Here is a 22,580-nt window from a genome sequence, read left to right on the forward strand (position 1 = left end):
TTTTGAACTTTTTTAAAGATAAAATCTTATCTGGTTGAGTAACATATTTTAATTAATTATGTTCTGGTGTTCAGTAAATCAGGTTGAATATTCAGATCAGTTTTATCTGGGGGACAGGGGATTATGATGAATTCTATGAATAATTACAGGTTTATTCCATATATCCTGCTTTTATTAGCGGCAGTTACTTTGACTGCGCCATCTGTATGTGCCTGGGACTTCAGCGACAGCACAATCAGCGACTATAACCACGTGAATATTGACACCGCAAACGGTGCCGGGTATTATGTCGGGTTCCGGGAAGCAGGTGGAGGACTCAACGCGCTCCATATTACCTCAAGTACTTCATCTCCGTACGGGCAGGTGTCGACCGTATCCTCCGATTCCGGGACATTCTACCTTGCAGATACCGGGGGAAGGGGATATTTCGACAAGGTCATACTCATGGTGGCGATAAAAGCCCCGGATTCGGGAGAAGAACTCAGCGAGGACCTGAAGATCAATATCAAGGCGAGCGGTTATCGTTGGACATCAGGCGGAGTAGAAAATCAGCCCCCGCTCGCTTCGGAGATAACATATGCCAGGAATTCCATCGATCGCAGTTTCGGATTATATTCTGTTACATACGGCCCCCAGAGCTGGAAACCAGCAGGTGAGGCCGACCATCCCATAATGTACGATCAGGGCAGATCCGATGAATTCTACATCTTCTTTGTTGATACCGGTGTAGGTGTACTGGGTAAGAACAGCGAAATCACCGGCCTAACAGATAACGGAATGGCAAAGATCGAATATTCTATTGAAAACTATAATGGGGAGACTATAGTGTTCAATGTCTACGGGTATGCCCTCAATGCCAACGCCGTCCAGAACGGGATAGCATGGACCAACAAGATCGAAGGGACGGCTACAGATAAGAACTCCGACACCTCTTCAAGCGGGTACATCGTACTACTGGGTTCCTCAGCGTCCCAGGATGATGAATTTTCAAATTCGGAAGCAATAGATTATGGCAATGACAACGGGGTTTCATATTCTAGTTCTGAAGTATGGTCCCCTTCAGTCGGAAACCTGAATATAACAAGCGAGCCTGTCGGAGCAAATATATATATCGACGGTGTCGATTCAGGACAAGTGACCAATGCCTCGTTTACAGATCTTCCTGCAGGGGATTACACCGTTCGTGTGGATTTACAGGATTACGATCCTGCAGAAAACGAAGTCCACATAAAGGCGGGTTATATTACAACCCGGAATTTTAATCTGACACAGGCATCCGGGAGGTGTACAGTCCTCTCGGATGTACGGGGGGCCAGGGTCTATATAGACGATGAAGAAACCCTCTGTTATGCCAACTGGACGTTTTCCGACATTCTTACAGGCAATCATACTATAACCATAAAAACAGCGGACGGCAGAAACTTTTCTAAGGAAATATATGTCGGCCGGGATAATGAAACGACGGTCTTCTTTGAAACTTCTCCAAATGACCGGTCAACGGCTGAAAATATATCCGAAAGCATTAGTGATTATGAAACGGTTTCCTATAATCCTGCCGCGAACATAGAACCGGAGCCTGAAACAGACTCTCACCCTACGCCGGTGTCTTCAGGAGCAGACACGGGAATTCTTGAACCGTTTTTTTCGTTCATTACCGGTATAATAAGTCCCGAAGCCTCCGTGTCTCCGGCTGCTTCAGGATTCTCCGGCTCCGAAGAAAAAATTCCTGCAAATAACATTCCCGGTGCAGTGCCCGAAAGCGTAAACATTACGGACGATTCCGTTGAATTCGCGGAAGAAACAGCTGATAAAAATGTCAGCATGCAGCAAACCCAGATAGGGAGCGTCTATGTTACTTCATATCCGGAGGGTATGTCAATATATATAGACGGGGTCGACACCGATTATACCACCCCTCATCTGATATACGGCCTTAAGAAAGGATATCACAGGATACAGGTAAAACCGCAGAATTCATTCTCTGATTTCAAAGAAGTATATGTGCCGGCAGGAGAACCGACTTCGGTTCATTTCAATCTGGTTGATGTCGACAATCAAATAGTCAGTATATCCGTTTCATCTAAATATATAACGACCTTTGCCGTTAACGGAGAACTGCCATACTCTGATGTCCCTTCAAATGTAAAGGCCGAATCGTTCGGCAGTTACCTGACCTTTAATGACGGTGAAAATTATTACTCGATGACGCTTCCTTTTCTTTCAGGCGGGGAATCGTTCGTGCTGAATAAGGGTAAAAATGTGGGTTCTCTCAGTGTTGGAAGCGATCCTGACGATGCTGATATTTACATTGACGGCATGAAAACAGGGTACAGAACGCCATGTATTCTGGACAATATCGGGGACGGCTATCACAGGCTCAAAGTGATAAAAGAAGGATATTTGCCGGTAGAAAAGGAAATATCGTTTATATGTGAAGGTAATGCCGTGGATGATTCTTATAGTTTTGTCCTGGAGGAGATCTCTACCGGTAATCTTATCGTTACAAGCGATCCCCAGGGGTGTATGATCTTCCTCAGAGGAGATTATACGGGCCAGGTAACCCCATACACGTTTGAGGATATTCCTATCGGAACCTACGATGTGGGAGTCATGTTCAACAGGACTATATTCAAGGACAAGGAGGTTACAGTCCAGTCCTCCAAAAAATACGGGGACACTATTCTCAATCTCAGTCTTGAGGTGCCTGGTTCGACTTGACCGTTTTGTAGGAAATCCCTGAAATTTAATGATGGCGCCCGGACATATGACTGGGGGAATCAGGTTAAAATTTATGGCGGGATTGCCTGTAAGCCGGTTAAACTCTCTTTTATTCGTTTTGATTAAATGTTAACATATTTGGTTTGTAAAATAAAATTTATTTACTTGGGGGACAAAAATTATTATATGAATACCGGATGAGGCCCGCTTTTTAAGGACCCTTTTTTCCGTGAATTTCAATCCGCTGAATTCCGTTAAATCCGAAATACCCCGGTCCTTTCCGGAAGAACTGTTTAAAAATCGTTTTGGGAGACCTCATATGAGTCGTATTATACCAGAAATAGTAAGAGCAACCATTTTCATTCTCCTGCTTTTTTCAATTGCTTATCCTGCAGGTGCCGATGTACCCGATGAAAATGTATCCGATGCTCCCCTGTTTCCGGAAATATCAGGTTTATTTTCCGCAATTTCAGATCTCATCTTTAATACGAGTTCGGATGGCGAAACAGGAAACGGAGGATCGGGAGATAATGATATTCTTGAAACTATAGAGAGCATTAATCTGGTAAAATATGAAGACAGGGGGCTTGACGGTGATATCGGCGAATATATTAAGGAAAACATAAACAGCTCGATATCCCAGGAGATTTTCGAGGGGAAAAGTGATCTCCAGAGAGATCTTTACATCCTTTTGTCCGAATCACGCTCATATCCGGATGGTTTCTCAACGGATGGTTTTGAAATTTTCATCTACCCGCTTGTAACAGATGACGACCTCTCTTCCCCTTCCTCCCTTTCAAGGCCTAACGGATTGAAAATTACCTTATATGTCTATAGTATCAGTGAACCCGACGGAAAGACAATCCAGGTCTATGAGAAATATTCGACAGATATAATCCGTGAAATCTATGAGGCTGGTTACGGGGATGAATTCGGAACAATTTACCTCAAATTCATCGATATGGATTCCGGGGATGAGATCCTTCATCTGGCTCTTGATGCGTCCGACTCCGAAGAGAACAGGAAATATTGGACCAGTCCCAGCTCATATATTGGCGTTGACGGCTGGTCCAAAGTGAAATTGAATAATGAGTATGGTATCGCGTATTATGAAGATAATACGAACAGGATTTGGATGGACCCTGAAGATTACCTGATTCCGGACGATTACCAGGACGAAGATCCAGATTCATCCGGTGAAAATGTTATATCCTATGATCCGCTTCTGACGAACTCCATTTCCGCTTCTTATGACAAAATCGTATCCATGGTGGATGAAATCGGGGAGCATTGTAATAATGGCGAAAGGGATCAGGTGATAAGCACTGCAAATGATCTCGGTGACTATCTTTACAAACTAAAGAAAAACATAAATGAAATCCCTGTATCCAGTAATTTCTACGGGATGAAGTCGCAATATCTTAACGCTCTTGAATTGATATCAGATGCCTCGTCCGAGTACTGGCACTTTTCAATTTATCATGATTCTGACTCCCTGTCAGGTGCTTCTGAAGATTCAGTTGCAGGGCTGTCGATTCTCAACAGTCTTCTAGATGAAACAGGTGGTGCTCCGGTCGATATAGACGCACTGGACAGACCTTCGGAAAAAAATACCCTGATTAATACATATTCCATGTTTGACACATTCCATTACAGGGATTCATCCGGATCGAATGACATCTCTTTTCAGGTAGACAACTGGAACCTGAGAAACAGTTTATTGACTAAAAATGTCCTCACAGGAGAGCAGGAAACCATCTCTTCGGAGTATAATACTATATTCCTGGTTGTCACTGTGGATTTCACCCATTTGGGTTATCGCGGGGGCGGACCTGAACAGATCGTCACGCCTCCGGGATCTTCGTTTAAGCTTCAGTACGGTGGAACGGATTATGCACCGCTTGATATAAGCGATTATCTGGAGAACTCCGGAGAACCTTATCAGTCGAAGAAGGTTGAAAGAAGAGAGATCTACAAATCGGTTCTCGTCTTCGAAATAGAAAACAATCCCGGTCAGACATTTGATGATGAAGATACGTACCTTTCGGTGGACCTTGGAGATTATGGCGTTCAGACGTGGAGCCTTGAAAAACCTGAGTAATGAGATAAAGGAATTATTTATCATATTTTAAGGGGTCAAAACGTTTTTTGTTACAAAATCTGCTGAGATTTCTGTTAAAAGGGCAAAACTTTAATAACAATAAAGTCCTTTTTATATCTGAAGCGTTTTTAAAACCTTTTAATCTTAATTTTAGGAGTGTGTTTATGATGCACATGCAGAGTACCTCTGAAAATATACTTAAAGGGACAACAACAGTCGGACTTGTTTTTGATGGCGGAGTTATTCTGGCAACAGAAAGAAGGGCGACTATGGGAAATATGATCGCCAGCAAGAAAGCCAAGAAGGTCTACCAGATTGCAGACCGGATCGGGATGACGACTGCAGGAGGTGTAGGAGACGCCCAGCAGCTGGCAAGATGGGTCCAGGTAGAATGCAGCCTCTACAATATACGAAGAGGAAGAGAGATGTCGGTCGGAGCGTCAGCATCATTGCTCAGCAATATTTTGAACAACAACAGGATGATGCCCTACTATGTACAGCTCCTCGTCGGCGGAGTGGATTCCGGCGGACCTTCGATATATTCGGTTGATGCACTTGGCGGAGCATCCCCGGAGGATGATATCGTCGCGACAGGCTCCGGTTCTCCATTTGCGTATGGTGTTCTTGAGGACAGGTTCGAGAAAGGCATGCCCGAAAAGGACTGCGTCGATCTTGCAATACGCGCATTGAGATCCGCAATGAGACGGGACTCGGCATCCGGCGAGGACATTAGCGTTGTTGTTATAACGAAAGACAAATATGAAGAATTTATGGAAAAAGGAATACAAAAATAGAAATTATATATTTTTTTCTTTTTTAGGAACGATATTAACATGCTGATAGAAGAGAGGCTTAAAGAGCTTAAGGACAAGATCAACGACAAAGTCCCGGCAGGGATCAATGTATCCAATGTTGAATTTGAAGGCCCGGAACTGGTAATTTATACTGACGATCCGAAGAAGTTCGCCGATGAGGCGGATCTGATCAAGGTCCTTGCACGGGATTTGAGGAAAAGAATAGTTGTAAGGCCAAATGTTCTCGAAGATCCCGAGCTCGCTGCAAAGGAAATAAAGTCAGTGGTTCCCGACGGTGCCGGGATCACCGATATGTTCTTCGATCCCGATACCGGAGAGGTTCTTATTGAGGCCGAAAAGCCAGGTGTCGTAATTGGAAAGAATGGAACGACTTTAAGGGATATTACAAAAGAGATCGGCTGGACACCCAAAGTTGTAAGAACACCTCCAATAGAGAGCACGACAGTCAAACAGATCCGCCAGTACCTGCGATCGGTAAAAGACGAGAGGAAAGAATTTTTAAGAACGATCGGCCGGAGAATCCACAGGGACGTGACAAGCAAGGACAAATGGGTCCGTGTAACCACACTCGGGTGCTGCAGGGAAGTGGGTAGGGCCGCGTTCCTGTTGTCGACACCGGAGAGCAAGATCCTGATCGACTGCGGGGAGAAGCCGGGAAGCACCGAAGGTGTCCCTTACCTTTATGTTCCGGAGATCTATCCATTAAACACGCTTGACGCGGTGGTCCTGACCCATGCCCACCTCGATCACTGTGCGCTTGTCCCTCTTTTATACAGATACGGCTTTGAGGGACCTGTATACAGCACCCCGGCAACAAGGGATCTTGCGGTAATGCTACAGCTTGATTACCTCGAAGTGGTTTCGAACGAGGCGAACCAGGCACCATACACTTCAAAAGAGGTCCAGGAGTACCTGAAGAAATCCATCGTTCTGAACTATGGGAGCGTAACGGATATCGCACCGGATATTAAGCTCACATATCATAATGCCGGTCATATTCTCGGGTCGGCCATCGCTCATTTCCACGTCGGCGACGGTTTGTACAATATAGCATTCAGCGGAGACTTCAATTACGGAAAGACGCGTCTGTTCGGCCCTGCGACATCCCAGTTCCCGAGGCTCGAGACGATCTTTGTGGAGAGTACCTACGGAGGTGCGAACGATATTCAGCCCTCCAAGAAAGATGCTGAGGAGAAACTCTACGAAGCCGTCAATACCACGATCAAACGCGGCGGAAAGGTAATCATCCCGGCTTTCGCCGTAGGCCGTTCGCAGGAGGTCATGTTGACTCTCGAAGAGGGCATGAGGCTTGATAAGATTCCGAAGGTGAAAGTCTACCTGGACGGAATGATCAAGGAGGCAACGGCGATTCATACGACCTACCCCGAATACCTCAACCCCGAGCTTCGGAAGCAGATCTTCCAGGACGGCATGAACCCCTTCCTCTCGGACTGCTTCGTGCAGGTCGACTCACCGGCGATCAGGGAGAATGTCATTGGAGGTGAACCTTCGATTATCATAACGACGAGCGGTATGCTGAGCGGCGGGCCTGTGATGGAATACCTGAACGGTCTTGCAGCTGACGAGAAGAATATGCTGATATTCGTCGGTTACCAGGCTGACGGCACCATGGGAAGGAGGATCCAGAAAGGATGGAAGGAGATCCCAATGGGCAGGCGCGGCAGTATAGTAATAAATCTCGAAATCCAGACTATCGACGGTTTCTCGGGACACTCCGACAGGAACCAGCTGATGAGGTACATCAATCACCTGAACCCGAGACCGGAGAAGGTCTTTACAATCCACGGGGACGAGAAGAGCGCGATAGATCTCGCATCTTCCATATACAAGCGTTTCAGGATAGAGACGCATGCCCCGAGGAATCTTGAAACGTACAGGATGATATAAGAAGGGTATACTGCATATGAAAGAACGCCTTTCGATAATTCTTGGCGTATTCGTCGTAATGGCACTTTCAAATGCGGTTGTCCCGGTTCTTCCTTTTTTTGCGAAAGAGCTTCCTGCGGTGCAGGGTGCGATCTACTCCGCGTACTTCCTCGGTGCCTTTCTGACAGTCTACCCTGCCGGGTTATTGTCCGATAAGATCGGGAAGGTTCTTTTAATCAGGGCCGGTTTGATCCTGACCGTAATCTCGGGTGCAGCTATCGTCCTTTTCCACGGAGCTTATGAAGTGATCCTCTTCAGGGTCATTGAGGGAGTCGGCGCAGGGATGTTCATATCTGCCGCTCTCTCCTGGGTCAACGAGCAGGAGGATCACAAGCAGCTTAGCGGATATTTCTTCGGTTTCCTTAACCTGGGTCTTGTTCTCGGCCTCATTGTAACAGGACTTCTGGAGGAGCCATTCGGGGAGCGGAGCGGGATGCTATTTTTCACTCTTGCATTGGTAATTCCCCTCTTGTTGAATATATCAGCCCGCGAGATTGTTCTGGTTGTGAAGGCCGAGGCGGAGACCCTGAGGATTATATCGGATTACCGGTGGCTGTACCTCTCGACTGTGATCCTTGTAGGTTCGACCGGCGTTCTGACATCGCTTTATCCTGAATTTACAGATGAAAGTCCCGTGATGTTAAGCATTATAATCGGGATCATGAACGTTTCGACGATTATCTCCTCTTTTGCTGCGTCGAGAGCTACATTTAGGCCTGTTCCGGTTATCAGAACCGGTGCGCTACTTATGGCGGTTTCCGTTGCGCTTGCATATTTTGCGCCTGAGGCTGGAATCCTGCCTGTAATAATCGTTTTTATACTCGTCGGTCTAATTGCCGGATTTATACTGGTCGGGCAGACGGATTTCCTGGCCGGGACAGGATACAGGCAGGGAGTCGTGGTCGGCCTTTTCAACACTGCATCCTACGGCGGAATGACGTTTCTTCCTTATGTGTCAGGGCTCCTGTCGCAGGATTTGAATTATTTCACGGGTTTCATTTTTACCGCCGTTCTTTCGCTGGTTGTTTTTTTTACGATCGGAAGGTGCGAGTGCAGGAATCGTAGTTGAAATCTCCTCTTTGTTTAATGATTTATAGGGAGGGTGAAGTTCCCCCCTCCCTTGAACCCTCCCCCTCATGGCGATAGGTCGCAGTCGGGATGAGCAAGCATCCCTCCTGCTCCAAGTGAACTCCATTAAGTTGATCCACTAAAAACGGGTTTTGATTCCCTGAAACTTTATTCTCTCCCGGCCGAGACAACCGAAGGGCTTCGCCCTTTCGAAACTTAAGGCGACCTTCGGTCACCAGTTCATTTCATGAAATGTTTTTTTCCCGGATGGGTAGCGTCCAAGCCGGGCTATCATCATTGCGCAAGTTTGCGCAGCAAACTTAGCGCCTGGGCTGCCCCGAAGGGGCTTATGCCCTGTAAGAAATCAGTTTGTTTGAAATTTGCTGTGAAAAAAGTTAATTTCCAAAAAAGAAAAAAATTAATCCTTCAGTATCCCGATGTTCCTGAAGATCTGGAGAATTACTTCAAGATGATCCTCGTATGCCGCTTTGAGTTTGGAAAGTTCATTCGATATAACCGGAACCTTAAGCGAGAATGAAGGAACAGGGGTCGGTTCCGGTGTTGGTGTTGTCGGGATTGTCGTTGCAACAGTTGTCGGCGGGGCTGTTGTCGGAACTGGTGTAGGAGTTGCAGTCGGCTCGGGCGTCAGGTCGATAATGTCATTCAGGTTCCATGCATCTTCTACTACATATACGGTATTTTCTGTCTCTTCGTAATTTCCGCTGCTGTCCATAACCGACAATTTAACTTTGAACCTGTAGTCGGCATCGTCCGCTTCATCTTCGGTATAGATATGGACAGGGTTTTGTTCGGAGGAACCCCACCAGTCGTCCTCGCTGAACTCCCAGTCCCATGATATGGGTGTGCCGTTAGTAGTCTTGTCGGTAAAATGTACTTCGTATATGGTTCCTGAGTAACTCAGGTAATCCGTGTATGATGTCCAGTCATCTGTATTTATCCTGTAGACCTGCCAGTCGAAAGCAGGTTCTATGGCTGCTGCAGGTATCACAATTAGCAGGCATGTTAGTAACAGTGCAAAAAGAGCACTTATTATATTTCGTTTATAATTCATTTGAATCCCACCTTTCCGCTAATAATTACTAAATAGAACAAAGCTGCAAGGATCATTGCGGCAATTACCGATGATATGATCGCAGCACGCCCTTCTATCTCGTTGCATTCTTCAAGTCCTTTCGCCTGAAGGTATACGGTCCAGATTGGGGCAATATACAGCCCGAACAACGGGATCAATCCTATTGCTGCAAAAGGAGCAGATGCATACATGGTAACCTTCATCGACTCGTCAAGGAACATCTCCTCTCCGAAGATCCTGCTGATCGCGAACGTTAAAAGTCCGTATACGGCAAGTGTCAGGACAAGGAATATGAATACCTCAATTACTAGTGTTACAAGCGATGCGGGATTGCTCCCGAGACCGGAAAATGTGTCGAGACCGGGAAGAATTTTGCTTGCAAGAAAACCGGTGAGCATCGTATTGACGACTGCCGATATCGCCATAATGACAAGCATGAACTTCAGGCCGTCGCTGAGTTCATCCGAGTACAGTGAAGGAAATGTTCCTGAAGGATTTTTGAGAAGGCCTAAAAATTTATCCAGGAAGGAAAGGTACTGTCCGTTTCCATAATCCCTCTCTCCGTAGCCGTTTTCGAGTCCTGAATCATACTCGTCGTATTCGCTTCTACGGTAGTCGTCGGCCTGCCTGTATTCGTCGTGATAGTTTCCGTATTCATCCTGCATCGAGAGATCCTGTCTTTTTTGCAGGAAAGGATCCCTCTCTGCTTCTTTTTCTGAATATCTTTTGGCCGATGCATCGGAAATAGCATATAAAACTCTGTCCCGATCACCTGCATCGGCAAATACTATCTGCATAGCATCCGTCATCCCGTTTGAATATCTTATTGAGAGTTCGATGCACGGTTCGTAGTACCCGCTCTGAACCGGCCTGAAACCTGTTATATATTCGTAATAATATGAAAACGGTGAAACCCCGGTCGATTCACGGGGCACGAATGCCAGACGATAATTAGTTACAGACAGCTGGTATGTATTCGCGCTCAGTTTAACTGTTGTCTGAACGATCGTCTGTTCCTTGGCATAGTCATATGTGTCCAAGAGATCACCTGCTTAAATATGCAACTTTAAATAAAATAGATTTATTGCAGAACCTGTGAGAGATGTGAACTGCTGTCAGCATGAACGCCTTTCGTAGATCTTCCCGGTATCATGGATTTGGTGGTCATGATTACTATCGGACGGGTAAAGAAACAAAAACACTGTGGAGGCTCTCAACAGGAGCTACCCCGATTATCCCAAAGGAACGCCGGCACCCACCGTCGATCTGGTTGATGCTCTGACAGGTGCCTGGGAAAAATTCGTCCGATATCCTGATCTTAATGGCCGGATGGCGATGAATTGAAAGAGATTATAAACGCACCTGAAGATGTAAAAAAATCAGGTTAAAATCCGAACTTCACTTTCACACCGCCTGCCATTATGCTCATGTATATGAAACCAGATAACCTCTTTTATAAGAGAAATGGATCGAATCATTATTCGCGGGGCGAGGGAGCATAATCTCAAAAATATCACCGTTTCGCTCCCCCGTGATGAATTAATAGTAATTACAGGGGTTTCGGGCAGCGGGAAGTCTACACTTGCGTTCGACACGATATATGCCGAAGGGCAGAGAAGATATGTCGAATCGCTCTCCGCCTACGCCCGCCAGTTCCTCGGGCTGATGAACAAGCCGGACGTCGATTCCATCGACGGACTTTCCCCTGCGATATCAATAGAGCAGAAGACCACTTCAAAGAATCCGAGGAGTACTGTCGGAACGGTCACAGAAATTTACGATTATCTCCGTCTTCTTTTTGCAAGGATCGGTGTGCCATACTGCCCGGAGCATAACATAAGGATCGAATCCCAGTCTGCGGACAGGATCGCCGGCGCGGTAAATGCCGAATTTTCAGGGATGGTGAACATACTCTCGCCGGTTATAAGGCAGAAAAAGGGAACATACCAACAGCTCCTAAAGGACCTGAATGCAGATGGATTTACCCGGGCGAGGGTAGACGACAATATCGTCCGGACCGATGATGAGGTATCTCTTGAACGATATGTCAAGCATGATATAGAGATAGTGGTCGATCGCCTCGATCCTGCTGAAGAGCGTAGCAGGCTTGTCGAAGCACTGGAGACTGCGATAGAGAGATCCGGCGGCCTCGTGATAATCCAGGGCGACGAATCCGAGAAGATATTCTCATCAAAGATGGCCTGCCCCATATGCGGAATAGGGTTCGAGGAGCTCCAGCCGAGGATGTTCTCGTTCAACAGTCCGTTCGGTGCATGCGAGGAGTGCAACGGCCTCGGAATAAAGATGGACTTCGATCCCGACCTGATAATTCCTGACAGGAGTAAATCGCTGTCTGATGGTGCTGTCGCAACGTACAGGAACTTCCTTGACGGGTACAGGGTCCAGTATCTTGCGGCGGTTGCGAAGCATTTCGGGTTCGATATCTTCACCCCGATCTCTGAGCTTTCCGACGAACAATATAATGCACTGATGTTCGGTTCGAACGATAAGATTAGGTTCGACATGAGAGCGAAGGGTGGAGATGCCTACTGGTCGCACAACGGTAGATGGGAGGGCCTTCTCCCGCAGGCCGAGCGGCTCTACGGTCAGACGAAATCCGAGTACAGGAAGAAAGAGCTCGAGAAGTTTATGCGGATATCCGAGTGCCCTTCATGTAAGGGAAAAAGGCTCAAAGACAAGGTTCTTGCAGTACGCATCAATGAGAATTCAATCGTAGATGTTACCGATATGCCTGTAACCCGGTGTCTTGAATTCTTCGAAAATCTTGAACTGACAGACAAGGAGAGGGAGATCGCAAAACAGATCCTAAAGGAGATCAGGTCGAGGCTTGTCTTCCTCGAACAGGTGGGCCTGGGATATCTTACACTGTCGAGAAATGCGGGTACTCTTTCTGGCGGCGAGGCGCAGAGGATCAGGCTTGCAACACAGATCGGGTCGAACCTGACCGGGATCCTGTACGTGCTCGATGAGCCATCGATCGGTCTTCACCAGAGGGACAACCACAAGCTGATCGAGACTTTACAGAAGCTCCGCGATCTCGGGAATACGCTTGTTGTGGTCGAGCATGACGAGGATACGATCCGACAGGCTGATTATGTCCTTGATATGGGTCCCGGCGCAGGAATTCACGGGGGATTCGTGGTCGCCGAAGGGACGCCGGGAGAGATATCGGATAACCCGAAGTCAATCACCGGGCAATATCTTTCAGGAGTAGAAGAGATCAAAGTCCCTTCGAAGAGGCGTGAATTCAAGAATTCCGTCAGGATCTATGGCTGTACGCAGAACAACCTGAAATCTGTCGATGCAAAGATACCTCTCGGGCTCTTTACCGTTGTGACAGGAGTCTCCGGCAGCGGGAAGTCCACATTGATCTACGACACCCTTTATCGTGCCCTGGTGAAGGAGCTGTACAAATCGAAGACTTCCCCGGGGTCTTACAGGGAGATGGTCTTCGATGAGAAGATAGACAAGGTGATCGTGATCGACCAGAGCCCGATAGGCAGAACGCCGCGTTCGAACCCGGCGACCTATACGAAGGTATTCGACGAGATAAGAAAGGTGTTCGCTGAGACGAAGGAGGCGAAGATCCGCGGGTACAAACCCGGACGGTTCTCGTTCAATGTCAAGGGCGGACGATGCGAGGCATGCGGCGGAGAGGGCCTGATTAAGATCGAGATGAACTTCCTGCCCGATGTTTATGTAGAATGCGAGGAGTGCAAGGGAACGAGGTTCAACTCAGAGACGCTTGAGGTGAAGTACAAGGGGAAGTCGATCGCCGAAGTTCTTGATATGACGGTCGAAGAGGCATACGAGCTGTTTGAAAACATTCCCTCCATCAGAAGCAGGCTCGGGACACTGTGCCGTGTCGGTCTCGGGTACATAAAACTCGGGCAGAGCTCGACAACACTCTCGGGGGGAGAGGCACAGAGGATAAAGCTCACGAGAGAGCTTTCGAAGCGTGCCACCGGCAATACGATATACCTCCTCGACGAACCGACGACCGGCCTTCATTTCCATGATGTAAGGAAACTTATCGAGGTGCTTGACAGCCTTGTGGAGAAGGGGAATACTGTCGTTGTAATCGAGCATAACCTTGATGTGATAAAATCGGCAGATTATATTATCGACCTCGGCCCCGAAGGAGGTGACGGCGGCGGCGAGATCATTGCAGAAGGAACCCCGGAGGAGGTTGCTGAATCCGGGATTAGCTATACGGGAAAGTTCCTCATCCCGCTGCTGAAAAAAGGGAAATGATACTGATATGAACACCGACTCTCTTCCCGATGAGCCCGGCTGCTATATATACAGGGATTCCGGGGGAACTCCCGTATATATCGGCAAGGCGAAGAATCTCAAGAAGAGAGTATCGAGCTATTTTACAGGCAGCCACGATCCTAAGACAAATGCAATGCTCGGCGTGGCCGAAGATTTCGACTACATCGTCACCAGAAGCGAGACGGAGGCGCTGATACTCGAGAACAACCTGATCAAGAGATACCAGCCGAAATACAATATCGATCTCAGGGACTCGAAGAATTATGCCTATATCCACATCACCGGCGGAAAGTTCCCGCGGATCGGAATCGCGAGGAGGAAAGGTGATTCCGGGGAATACTTCGGGCCGTTCGTATCCGCAAAGGAGAGGGATTATGTCCTTTCTGTCGTACGAAAGATATTCCGACTGAGATCGTGCAGGAAACTCAGGAAGCGGGCGTGCCTGAGATATCATATGGGAACATGCAGCGCCCCGTGTATCGGGCAGATCAGCGAAGAGGATTATTCGGATCTCGTTCGTAAGGCGGTCTCAGTACTGAAAGGAAATAATTCAGAGATAATCTCTTCTCTTAAGGAGGAGATGGCCGGACTCTCGGCCGCACGGGAATTCGAGAAAGCGATGGTTGTCCGGGACCAGATGACGGCGGTTCGTCACCTCTCTGAAAGACAACATATAGACCAGAAAAAGGATACGGACGAGGATATTATTAATTACACCGCTAGGGAAGGGATCATGTATCTCATGCTCTTCTCCGTCTACAAGGGGACCCTGGGAGAGAAGAAGGAGTTCGTATTCGACTGCGACGAAGGCTCTTTCGGGGAGTTCATAATCCAGTATTATGCAGAGAATGAGCCTCCCCGTGAACTGATCCTTCCGGAGATCCCGGATGAGGCGCTTGAAGAATACCTGACCTCGGTAAAAGGAATGAAGGTCCGGGTAACTGTTCCGCAGAAGGGAGAGAAGAAAGCGCTCCTGGATCTCGTAAAAAAGAATATCGAGTCGCTGTTCTTCGGCGGTGAGGCGAAGGTGGAGAGACTCAGGAAAGCATTGCACCTGACAGAGTCCCCCGATGTTATCGAATGCTTCGATATCTCCCACCTGTCGGGTACAGCGATGGTAGGATCTATGGTGCAATTCCGCTACGGGAAACCGGATAAGCGAAATTACAGGCGGTTCAGGATCAAAGATGTCGAAGGGATCGATGATTTCGCCGCTATCGCCGAGGTAGTCGGGAGAAGGTATTCGCGCCTGGTCAAAGAGGAGGCAGAGCTTCCTGATCTTATCGTAATCGACGGCGGAAAGGGTCAGCTTTCATCAGCTCTTGCAGAACTTGAGAAACTGGATGTGGATATTCCGGTCATCTCTCTTGCAAAGAGGGAGGAAGAGGTGTTTATTCCCGGGCTGTCTGCTCCCCTGCCGCTGAAGAAGAATGATAAGGCTTCGCTCTTCCTCCAGGAGATAAGGGACGAGGCGCACAGGTTCGCAATTTCATATAACAGGCTGCTCAGGTCGAAGGAGGCGTTCGATGAAGACTGAAAAGAAATTTAAGCTGGTATCTGATTTCGCTCCGGCCGGTTCGCAGCCGGAAGCGATCAAAGAACTCGATGAAGGGCTGAATAAAGGCGAGAGGTTCCAGACCCTTCTCGGGGTTACCGGTTCGGGAAAGACGTTTACCATTGCCAACGTTATCGAGTATTACCAGAAGCCAGTTCTTGTTCTTGCGCACAACAAGACCCTTGCCGCACAGCTCTACAACGAGTTTAAGGAGTTCTTCCCAGGGAACAGGGTGGAATATTTCGTTTCATATTATGATTATTACCAGCCGGAATCGTATATCCCGCAGAAGGACCAGTATATTGAGAAGGATGCGCAGATCAACCCGAAGATCGAGCAGATGAGGCTTGCCGCGACTGCGTCCCTACTGTCGAGAACGGATGTTATCGTTGTCGCCTCCGTCTCGGCGATATACGGTCTCGGCAATCCGGAGAACTTCGAGAATCTCGGGTTCGAGCTTAAGGCCGGTGACCGGATAAAAAGGAACGATCTCCTGATGAAACTTGTCGATATCCTCTTCGAACGAAACGATACCGAACTGATGCCGGGCCGGTTCAGGGTCCGAGGGGATACGATCGACCTGATACCCGGTTATTTCAACAACATCATCCGTATCGAGATGTTCGGCGACGAGATCGAGCGGATATCCGAGGTGGACAAGAATACCGGGGATATCCTTGAACCTATGAAGTATTTCTTCGTCTATCCGGCCCGCCATTATGTCATCCCCGAGGAGGAGAAGGCCGCGGCGATCGAGGCGATAAAAGCGGAGCTTGAGGAGAGACTTCCTTTGCTCGGACCGCTGGAGGCACATCGTCTTAAGCAGAGGACTCTTTACGACATGGAGATGATCGAGGAGACGGGATCGTGCAAGGGTATAGAGAACTATTCGCGGCATTTTGACAGGCGGGCCGAGGGCGAGAAACCGTTCTGCCTGCTCGACTACTTCCCTGATGATTTCCTACTCGTCGTAGACGAGAGCCACCAGACGCTCCCGCAGGTCAGGGGGATGTACAACGGTGACCGGTCAAGAAAGATCCCGCTCGTCGATTACGGTTTCAGGCTTCCTTCGGCATTTGACAACCGCCCTCTCGTCTTTAATGAATTCGAGGAGTACATGAGGCACGTGATCTTCGTATCGGCGACGCCGGGTATATACGAGGAGGAACATTCGCTGAACGTCGTGGAGCAGATCATACGTCCTACAGGACTTGTGGACCCGCTTGTCGAGATCAGGCCGGTAAGAGGCCAGATGGCCGATGTGCTTGAAGAGATCCGGAAGACAACTGAGAAAGGCGACCGGGTGCTGATCACCACACTGACAAAGAAGCTCGCCGAAGAACTGACCGAATTCCTTGCATCGAAGAAGATAAAGACACGGTATCTTCATTCGGATATCAAGACCATAGAGAGGACCGAGATCATCAGGGAGCTCCGCCTGGGAAAGTTCGACGTGCTGGTCGGAATCAATCTGCTCAGGGAAGGTCTCGACATCCCGGAAGTAGGATTCATCGGAATACTCGATGCCGACAAGGAAGGCTTCCTTCGTGATTCGAGGAGCCTGATCCAGATCATCGGGCGTGCGGCAAGAAATGCCAACTCGTATGTCGTCCTGTATGCTGACAATATGACCGATTCGATTAAGAAGGCGGTATCCGAGACCGAGCGCCGCAGGAATATGCAGCTCGAGTTCAACAAAGCTCACGGGATTGTGCCTGTTACGATTAAGAAACCGGTGAGGGAGAAAGAGATTGACATAAAGGATATCAAACACATCCCGAAGGCCGAGATTCCGAACCTGATTATCGAGCTCGAGGCCGATATGGATGCGGCTGCCGAAGCGCTCGATTTCGAGAGAGCGATCGTGCTTAGGGACAGGATCAGGCAGCTAAGTGAAGAGGCGGAAGAAGGCGGCGGGAAGAAAAAAGGAAGGCGTTATTAATCCCTGATTTCGACGAGCCCTCTCCTGAACTCGTCGACATATTCCTGCATCGAGAGGCTTCCTTCGGGGAATGGGCAGTCTATGTCGTACATTTTGTCGATCATCGGGTCCGACGGGAGGATCTTCATCTCAGTTCCTGTCTTTTCGCACGCCTCAACCATCGCCTTCCTGAACGGCCCGATGCAATAGGCGATCCTTTTTTTGTAATTGTTTCTAGTCTTTTCGAGATAGCCTGTGAGCCTTCTGACTTCAATCCTGTGGAAGTCCGCCCGGATCTTTTCGTCTGTAGTCTTGCCCAGCATGTAATGATAGTGGGCGAACGGGTACATCAGTTCGAGTTCGGCTGGGACCGTCCCGCATGTTCCGAATATCGTGATATGGTAGCTGTCCTCCGGGAGAACGCCGTTTATTATGCTCCTGAAGAGTTTGTGCGAAGGGCTCTGGCTGTATGGTTTTCGTATTGCACAGGGAATGAATATCCCTATCTCCCTCTTCGGGATATCGTACTCGTTGATTATATAGCGGTAGGCATCCTCGAATTCCTGCCTGTAGAACGGGGGGTCGAAGATCTCGTACCTGTTACCCTCGCGATCGACAACAAATTCCGGTTCTTTTTCTGTCAATCTGAATCTCCTTTGGAGATTATATCAACGATTTCCAGTTCGTAGACCATATCTTCACCCGCCATGGGGTGATTCGCATCGACCACGATATATGAACCGGCCACCTTCAGGACTTTCACAAAACCTGCCTGTTTTCCGTCAAGAGAGATCTTCAGGTATTTTCCCGGTTCCGGTTCTTCGGCAAGATCGAGTTTCTTTCTCTTCAATCGCAGGACAAGGGTTTTTCTGCATTTGCCGTAGGCTTTTTCGCAAGGGAGTTCTACGGTCTTTTTCTCACCCGGTGACATGCCGGTAAGTGCATCCTCAAATTCGGGATTGATCTTTCCTTCACCGATCGTAACAGTCTCCGTTTCTCCTTCTTCCGGGGATTCAAACGGAATGCCTTCCGAGGTTCTGCTTGAAAAACGGACTTTTACAGTATCTCCCTTTTCGACAATAGTCATTGCTTCCAGTATTGTTTGTCTCCTGCAATTATATATCCCAAGGGCAAAAAGGAAATAAAAATGAGTTGAATTCCGTATCATGAATAATAATGATGCCGGTGTTTGTCTCGTATTATGCACGGCAGCTCCTGAAGAATCCGGGGACCTGGTAAGTCACCTTATCTGGGAGGGACTTGCGGCCCAATGTATTCCCCGTAAAGTCGTCTTACATTTGGGAAGGAGAATGTTGCTGCGATAACGAGGATCTGCTGATAATCAAGACATCAACTGCTAAGGCCGAAATGCTGAAGAATGAGATATTGAAGATTCACTCCTACGATCTTCCTGAAATTATCATAATTCCGGTTACAGGAGGATCTGATGCCTACCTTGAATGGTTAAAAAGAAGAGTTGAAGGATGTTAGGCCTTGTCGATATCTTCGAGAGTGATCTCGAAGTTCAGCTCTTTTCCGGCCATCATAGAATTAGCATCGACAACGACTGTATCGTTTGTGATCTCTACAACGGTCACCTGGAACAATGAACCGTCAGCACTCTTCAATATGATCTGATCGCCTTCGTAGATCTCCGTATCGTTTGAGATCATATCCCTGCTGATATTGATTAAATAGTCCGGGTTATATTCCCCGTATGCCTGATCGGGAGTCAGGTGGATGCTTTTTGTCTCTCCGATCTCCATCCCGTAAACCGCATCCTCGAATCCGGTAATCATGGATTTATTGCCGAGCGTGAAGACGAGCGGATCACCGGGTTGGGATTCGTCGAAGACAGTACCGTTGTTGTATGTTCCGATATACTGCACAGATACGGTGTCGCCCTCTTCTGCGACAATGCCTGTGCTCGTTGTATTAATCTCCTTTGTGGCTTCCGGTGTAACAGTGAAAGTAAATTCCTCTGTTACGTTATTGTTATTTGTGTTTGTATTCCCTGTACTGTCCGTGCATCCGCTGAATAAGACCAGAAGCAGTGCTGCAGAAAGGACCAGCAGGAATGTTATTTTTTTTGCCATCTTATTTCCTCAGCCTTAAAATTCGAATTTGATTTGACATATAATCTTTGGTACGGAACTCCGGTAATCAAGCAAAACCATGATGCTCATACGGGTATCTAAATCGAATTGTGGACTTGCGAAATGGAGTCTTTGTTCGTGTTGAAGAGAAAACAGGCAGAATTGATCAGATTATTTCGGCTGACGGGTTGATGAGGATATCATTATCGAGGTCCCTGAATGCGATTGCGGCAAGCGCTCCGATCTTTCCTCTTCTTCCTGTCATGAATATCCCGTTTTCTTTTGCGGTTCTTTCGGCAAGTTCCATATCGATCTCTTTGAATCTGACCGTATTCCCGTATCTCCTGAGAGAATCGGGGATCATGAAGCCTGTCTTGAGCGCAAAGCCGTATTCTGCAGAATTGCTTTCATCTTCAACAAAACGGGAGGCAATCTCTTTAATATGTTCAAGCTCTTCAGGCTCGACTGCAATCTCAATGTAGCTTGCAGAATTTCCTGCAGTGCAGTATTTTATCTTTGGGTTGAGCATCACGACCCTGTGGCTTACCGGAATGACACCCCTGAACTTTGAGAGATATTGTAGGAGCCCGAGTGTGAATGCAAAGGTTGCGCCGCCGTCCTTCGAATCCGTATCGTCTATGCCGATGATCACGTGTGTCATCGCCTTTGTATAGACTTCTCCTGCGACGATGTTTCCGACGAATTTTATATCGATCTTTTCAACGCCTCTTGCCATACCCATCATGTCCGTAAGGGAGTATGCAGGTCCGCCTGTGCTTTTGATGGTCTGAACGATATATCCGTCTTCTTTTCTTATCCCTATGATGCCTACCGCCGGGTTGGGATAAAGGCCGATCTCGATATCTTTTTTCAGTTCGTTATTTCCCAGGTCCGCGTATTCGATCAGGATTGTTCCGTCCCTCCGGACCGAATCGATGACTCCGCCTGCAAGGCTATGGTGAAAACGGCAGAATCCTGCACATCCGCTGCTCATACAGTGATGAAAGATTGCAACCCTGCTTCCGTCCACGGTCGTAAAGATCCTTTTGCATGCCGCCTGGAGAAGTGCAGTCGAAGTTATGTACCTTGCCGGAGTTCGTCCTCTCTGTTCCTCCTTTAATACTACGCATTTCTCCTCGATCAGGCGGTTGATCCAGTCCTGCATGGTACTTCTTGGAATAGAAGTGATCTCGGCGATTTCGCCTGCGGTAAAAAATCCTTTTTCGAGGGTGTATTCCCTCATCAGCCTGAGCAGTTCTCTTCTCTTTTCAAGGACTCCCGTCATGGCAGTTCGATATGAATAAAAGGTCGGATATTATCGCGCTTGCGGTTTCGATCGAGCCAGCGCCTTTCCCTATAAGAGTGATCTCGCCAGCAAGATCGGTATCGATGGTTACCGCATTCAGGGTGTCCCGGACGACAAGCGTGTGATTCTTGGGAATGACACGGGGCGAGACTTTCAGAATGCCTTTTTCATTGTTTATCTCGCCTATGAGCCTTATGGTAAGTTCGTCTTCCTCTGCAAGTTCGAGCGCCTGCGATGTCAGGGAGTTGATTCCCGTTATCTCTACATCTTCAATTTTTTTGTTCATCCCGAAAATCGCATTTGCGAGGATGACGAGTTTTATTGCGGCGTCGATTCCTTCCACGTCGTATGTCGGATCCGCCTCGGCGTACCCAAGTTCGCGGGCTTCAAGAAGGGCTTCTTTGTAGGTTAGTTTTTCGTCCGCCATTCGCGTAAGGATGTAGTTGCATGTCCCGTTGAATATCCCGTAAAGTCGTTTTACCTTATTTCCTGCAAGGCTGTACTGGAGCGTATGAATGATCGGGATGGCGCCGCAGACTGTCGCCTCGTACTTGAGCCTGACTCCGTTCTTATCGGCAAGATCTTTTAGTTCGGCGTAATTTTTGGCGATTGGACCTTTGTTTGATGTCACTACGTTCCTGCCCCGTGAGAGAGCGAGCCTGATATACCCAAGCGAAGGTTCGGCGGTTTCCGCATTTGTGGGTGTGACCTCGACGAGAGCATCGTATTCGGCATTTTCAATAATATATTCAGCAGTTATCCCTTTTTCCCCGCAGAGTCCTGTCTCTTCTTTCCTGTTTATCAGTTCGAGCGGATCGATTCCGTTATTGTCGATGCAGCCGCTTTTGGAGTCTGCAACTGCCGTGATAACAAGGCCGGTATCCCTCTCTGCAACGATCTGTGCGATGCCTCTTCCTACGGATCCGAACCCGAGTATCGCTATCTTCATTAAAACTCCTCCAGCGGTTCTATGACCAGGATCTTCTTATCTTCTGCGATATCTTTCAGTATATTCATCGCCTCTTCAAGGTTCCCCAGATTTTCGGATATTATCGTCATCTTGGCGGAGGTAGGTTCGTTTATCGAGGGCATAATCATGGCGAGTTCTCCCACTTCGGCAAATCCCGTGCTGTCGATCTTATCGACGGTGTCGCTAAGGTCTGTATGCAGGAGATGGCCTATGAGGATGACCGATTTTCTAATCAGGAACCTTTCCTCGTTTATCCTGAGAATATTGACGCCCTGGCTTTTCAGGGAATCGGTCAGCGTCCTGATCTTTCCTTCCGGCATCTCAAGAAGGATTCTTACATCGAGAAAGCCCGTGTCGTTGAAGGGGTCCCTTTCGTGAATTACGGATTTTATATTGCCGCCGAGGTCGGATATCGGTTTTAATGCGGCGACGAGCTGGCCCGGCGTATCCCGTATTTCAAGTTTCATTGAAACCTGCATTCTTTTTATTCACCCTTTCTTTTGAATTGGACTCGATTGCTCATAAGTGTTTTACATTCGTGGTTCGGGATTTTTTTTGTGATAAACAATGTGGAACTATGTATTACTGGGGAGGAGATTAAAGGATGTCTTTATCCTTTACAAGCATCCTTACGGCTTCTTTTTTCCCCGGATTATTCTCAGAAGATAGAACATTCATTTGAAGGCTACCCGAA

17 protein-coding genes are annotated in these 22,580 nt (G+C 47.9%); 9 read left to right on the plus strand and 8 right to left on the minus strand.

Annotation, left to right across the window (positions count from 1 at the left end; all coding sequences use genetic code 11):
• Positions 1-123 precede the first annotated feature (123 nt).
• From MPET_RS06230 to MPET_RS06250, 5 genes are all read left to right on the plus strand, one after another.
• Entirely contained in the window at positions 124-2,718 is a 2,595-nt protein-coding gene (locus MPET_RS06230; RefSeq protein WP_013329166.1) for a PEGA domain-containing protein, read from the plus strand.
• Positions 2,719-3,037: 319 nt separating this feature from the next.
• Entirely contained in the window at positions 3,038-4,819 is a 1,782-nt protein-coding gene (locus tag MPET_RS06235) for a hypothetical protein (RefSeq protein ID WP_013329167.1), read from the plus strand.
• Positions 4,820-4,992: 173 nt separating this feature from the next.
• Entirely contained in the window at positions 4,993-5,613 is a 621-nt protein-coding gene (gene psmB, locus MPET_RS06240; protein WP_048131026.1) for an archaeal proteasome endopeptidase complex subunit beta, read from the plus strand.
• A gap of 39 nt (positions 5,614-5,652) precedes the next feature.
• A complete protein-coding gene (locus MPET_RS06245; RefSeq protein ID WP_013329169.1) occupies positions 5,653-7,542 on the plus strand; it encodes a beta-CASP ribonuclease aCPSF1 in 1,890 nt (629 codons plus the stop codon).
• Between the two features lie 16 nt (positions 7,543-7,558).
• A complete protein-coding gene (locus MPET_RS06250; RefSeq protein WP_013329170.1) occupies positions 7,559-8,650 on the plus strand; it encodes an MFS transporter in 1,092 nt (363 codons plus the stop codon).
• 417 nt (positions 8,651-9,067) lie between these two features.
• Here MPET_RS06250 and MPET_RS06255 read toward each other — a convergent pair whose 3' ends face one another.
• Both MPET_RS06255 and MPET_RS06260 read right to left on the minus strand, forming a co-directional pair.
• Entirely contained in the window at positions 9,068-9,721 is a 654-nt protein-coding gene (locus MPET_RS06255) for a PKD domain-containing protein (RefSeq protein ID WP_013329171.1), read from the minus strand.
• Complete coding sequence (locus MPET_RS06260; protein ID WP_013329172.1) at positions 9,718-10,782, minus strand: YIP1 family protein; 1,065 nt, start codon at positions 10,780-10,782, stop codon at positions 9,718-9,720. Before MPET_RS06260 ends, MPET_RS06255 begins: the two co-directional genes overlap by 4 nt.
• 424 nt (positions 10,783-11,206) lie before the next feature.
• Here MPET_RS06260 and uvrA point away from each other — a divergent pair, with 424 nt between their 5' ends.
• From uvrA to uvrB, 3 genes are read left to right on the plus strand one after another with little or no spacing between them, the layout of a single operon-like run.
• Entirely contained in the window at positions 11,207-14,017 is a 2,811-nt protein-coding gene (gene uvrA / locus MPET_RS06265) for an excinuclease ABC subunit UvrA (protein WP_013329173.1), read from the plus strand.
• 7 nt (positions 14,018-14,024) lie between these two features.
• Positions 14,025-15,575 (plus strand): excinuclease ABC subunit UvrC, encoded by a 1,551-nt coding sequence (gene uvrC, locus MPET_RS06270; protein WP_013329174.1) that lies wholly within the window; start codon positions 14,025-14,027, stop codon positions 15,573-15,575.
• A complete protein-coding gene (gene uvrB / locus MPET_RS06275) occupies positions 15,565-17,535 on the plus strand; it encodes an excinuclease ABC subunit UvrB (RefSeq protein WP_013329175.1) in 1,971 nt (656 codons plus the stop codon). The genes uvrC and uvrB overlap by 11 nt, the downstream gene beginning before the upstream one ends.
• Here the strand turns inward: uvrB and MPET_RS06280 are convergent.
• Both MPET_RS06280 and MPET_RS06285 read right to left on the minus strand, forming a co-directional pair.
• Complete coding sequence (locus MPET_RS06280; protein ID WP_013329176.1) at positions 17,532-18,158, minus strand: DUF5591 domain-containing protein; 627 nt, start codon at positions 18,156-18,158, stop codon at positions 17,532-17,534. The two genes, uvrB and MPET_RS06280, sit on opposite strands and share 4 nt — an antisense overlap.
• Complete coding sequence (locus MPET_RS06285; RefSeq protein ID WP_013329177.1) at positions 18,155-18,601, minus strand: FKBP-type peptidyl-prolyl cis-trans isomerase; 447 nt, start codon at positions 18,599-18,601, stop codon at positions 18,155-18,157. Before MPET_RS06285 ends, MPET_RS06280 begins: the two co-directional genes overlap by 4 nt.
• Before the next feature lie 173 nt (positions 18,602-18,774).
• On the opposite strand from MPET_RS06285, the gene cutA reads away from it, so the two are divergent.
• Positions 18,775-19,005: a divalent-cation tolerance protein CutA gene (cutA, locus tag MPET_RS15695; protein ID WP_052297244.1), complete on the plus strand. Its 231-nt coding sequence runs from the start codon at positions 18,775-18,777 to the stop codon at positions 19,003-19,005.
• Here cutA and MPET_RS06295 read toward each other — a convergent pair.
• From MPET_RS06295 to MPET_RS06310, 4 genes are all read right to left on the minus strand, one after another.
• Positions 19,002-19,610, minus strand: a complete 609-nt coding sequence (locus MPET_RS06295; RefSeq protein WP_013329178.1) for an FKBP-type peptidyl-prolyl cis-trans isomerase — start codon at positions 19,608-19,610, stop codon at positions 19,002-19,004. The two genes, cutA and MPET_RS06295, sit on opposite strands and share 4 nt — an antisense overlap.
• A gap of 166 nt (positions 19,611-19,776) precedes the next feature.
• Entirely contained in the window at positions 19,777-20,895 is a 1,119-nt protein-coding gene (locus MPET_RS06300; protein ID WP_013329179.1) for a hypothetical protein, read from the minus strand.
• Complete coding sequence (locus MPET_RS06305; protein ID WP_013329180.1) at positions 20,879-21,865, minus strand: homoserine dehydrogenase; 987 nt, start codon at positions 21,863-21,865, stop codon at positions 20,879-20,881. Before MPET_RS06305 ends, MPET_RS06300 begins: the two co-directional genes overlap by 17 nt.
• Positions 21,865-22,353 carry an amino acid-binding protein gene (locus MPET_RS06310; protein WP_013329181.1) on the minus strand — a complete coding sequence of 163 codons (489 nt, stop codon included), beginning with the start codon at positions 22,351-22,353 and terminating at the stop codon, positions 21,865-21,867. The genes MPET_RS06305 and MPET_RS06310 overlap by 1 nt, the downstream gene beginning before the upstream one ends.
• Positions 22,354-22,580: the final 227 nt, after the last annotated feature.

The sequence above is a fragment of the Methanolacinia petrolearia DSM 11571 genome (assembly GCF_000147875.1).
Lineage (GTDB): Archaea > Halobacteriota > Methanomicrobia > Methanomicrobiales > Methanomicrobiaceae > Methanolacinia > Methanolacinia petrolearia.

Excerpts from the sequence above, each read along its gene's own strand:
- MPET_RS06230 (WP_013329166.1), top strand. The coding sequence starts at position 124 with ATGATGAATTCTATGAATAATTACAGGTTTATTCCATATATCCTGCTT.
- psmB (WP_048131026.1), top strand. The coding sequence starts at position 4,993 with ATGCAGAGTACCTCTGAAAATATACTTAAAGGGACAACAACAGTCGGA.
- MPET_RS06310 (WP_013329181.1), bottom strand. The coding sequence starts at position 22,353 with ATGAAACTTGAAATACGGGATACGCCGGGCCAGCTCGTCGCCGCATTA.
- MPET_RS06285 (WP_013329177.1), bottom strand. The coding sequence starts at position 18,601 with ATGACTATTGTCGAAAAGGGAGATACTGTAAAAGTCCGTTTTTCAAGC.
- MPET_RS06305 (WP_013329180.1), bottom strand. The coding sequence starts at position 21,865 with ATGAAGATAGCGATACTCGGGTTCGGATCCGTAGGAAGAGGCATCGCA.
- uvrA (WP_013329173.1), top strand. The coding sequence starts at position 11,207 with ATGGATCGAATCATTATTCGCGGGGCGAGGGAGCATAATCTCAAAAAT.
- MPET_RS06235 (WP_013329167.1), top strand. The coding sequence starts at position 3,038 with ATGAGTCGTATTATACCAGAAATAGTAAGAGCAACCATTTTCATTCTC.
- MPET_RS06250 (WP_013329170.1), top strand. The coding sequence starts at position 7,559 with ATGAAAGAACGCCTTTCGATAATTCTTGGCGTATTCGTCGTAATGGCA.
- uvrC (WP_013329174.1), top strand. The coding sequence starts at position 14,025 with ATGAACACCGACTCTCTTCCCGATGAGCCCGGCTGCTATATATACAGG.
- uvrB (WP_013329175.1), top strand. The coding sequence starts at position 15,565 with ATGAAGACTGAAAAGAAATTTAAGCTGGTATCTGATTTCGCTCCGGCC.
- MPET_RS06300 (WP_013329179.1), bottom strand. The coding sequence starts at position 20,895 with ATGACGGGAGTCCTTGAAAAGAGAAGAGAACTGCTCAGGCTGATGAGG.
- MPET_RS06295 (WP_013329178.1), bottom strand. The coding sequence starts at position 19,610 with ATGGCAAAAAAAATAACATTCCTGCTGGTCCTTTCTGCAGCACTGCTT.
- MPET_RS06255 (WP_013329171.1), bottom strand. The coding sequence starts at position 9,721 with ATGAATTATAAACGAAATATAATAAGTGCTCTTTTTGCACTGTTACTA.
- MPET_RS06245 (WP_013329169.1), top strand. The coding sequence starts at position 5,653 with ATGCTGATAGAAGAGAGGCTTAAAGAGCTTAAGGACAAGATCAACGAC.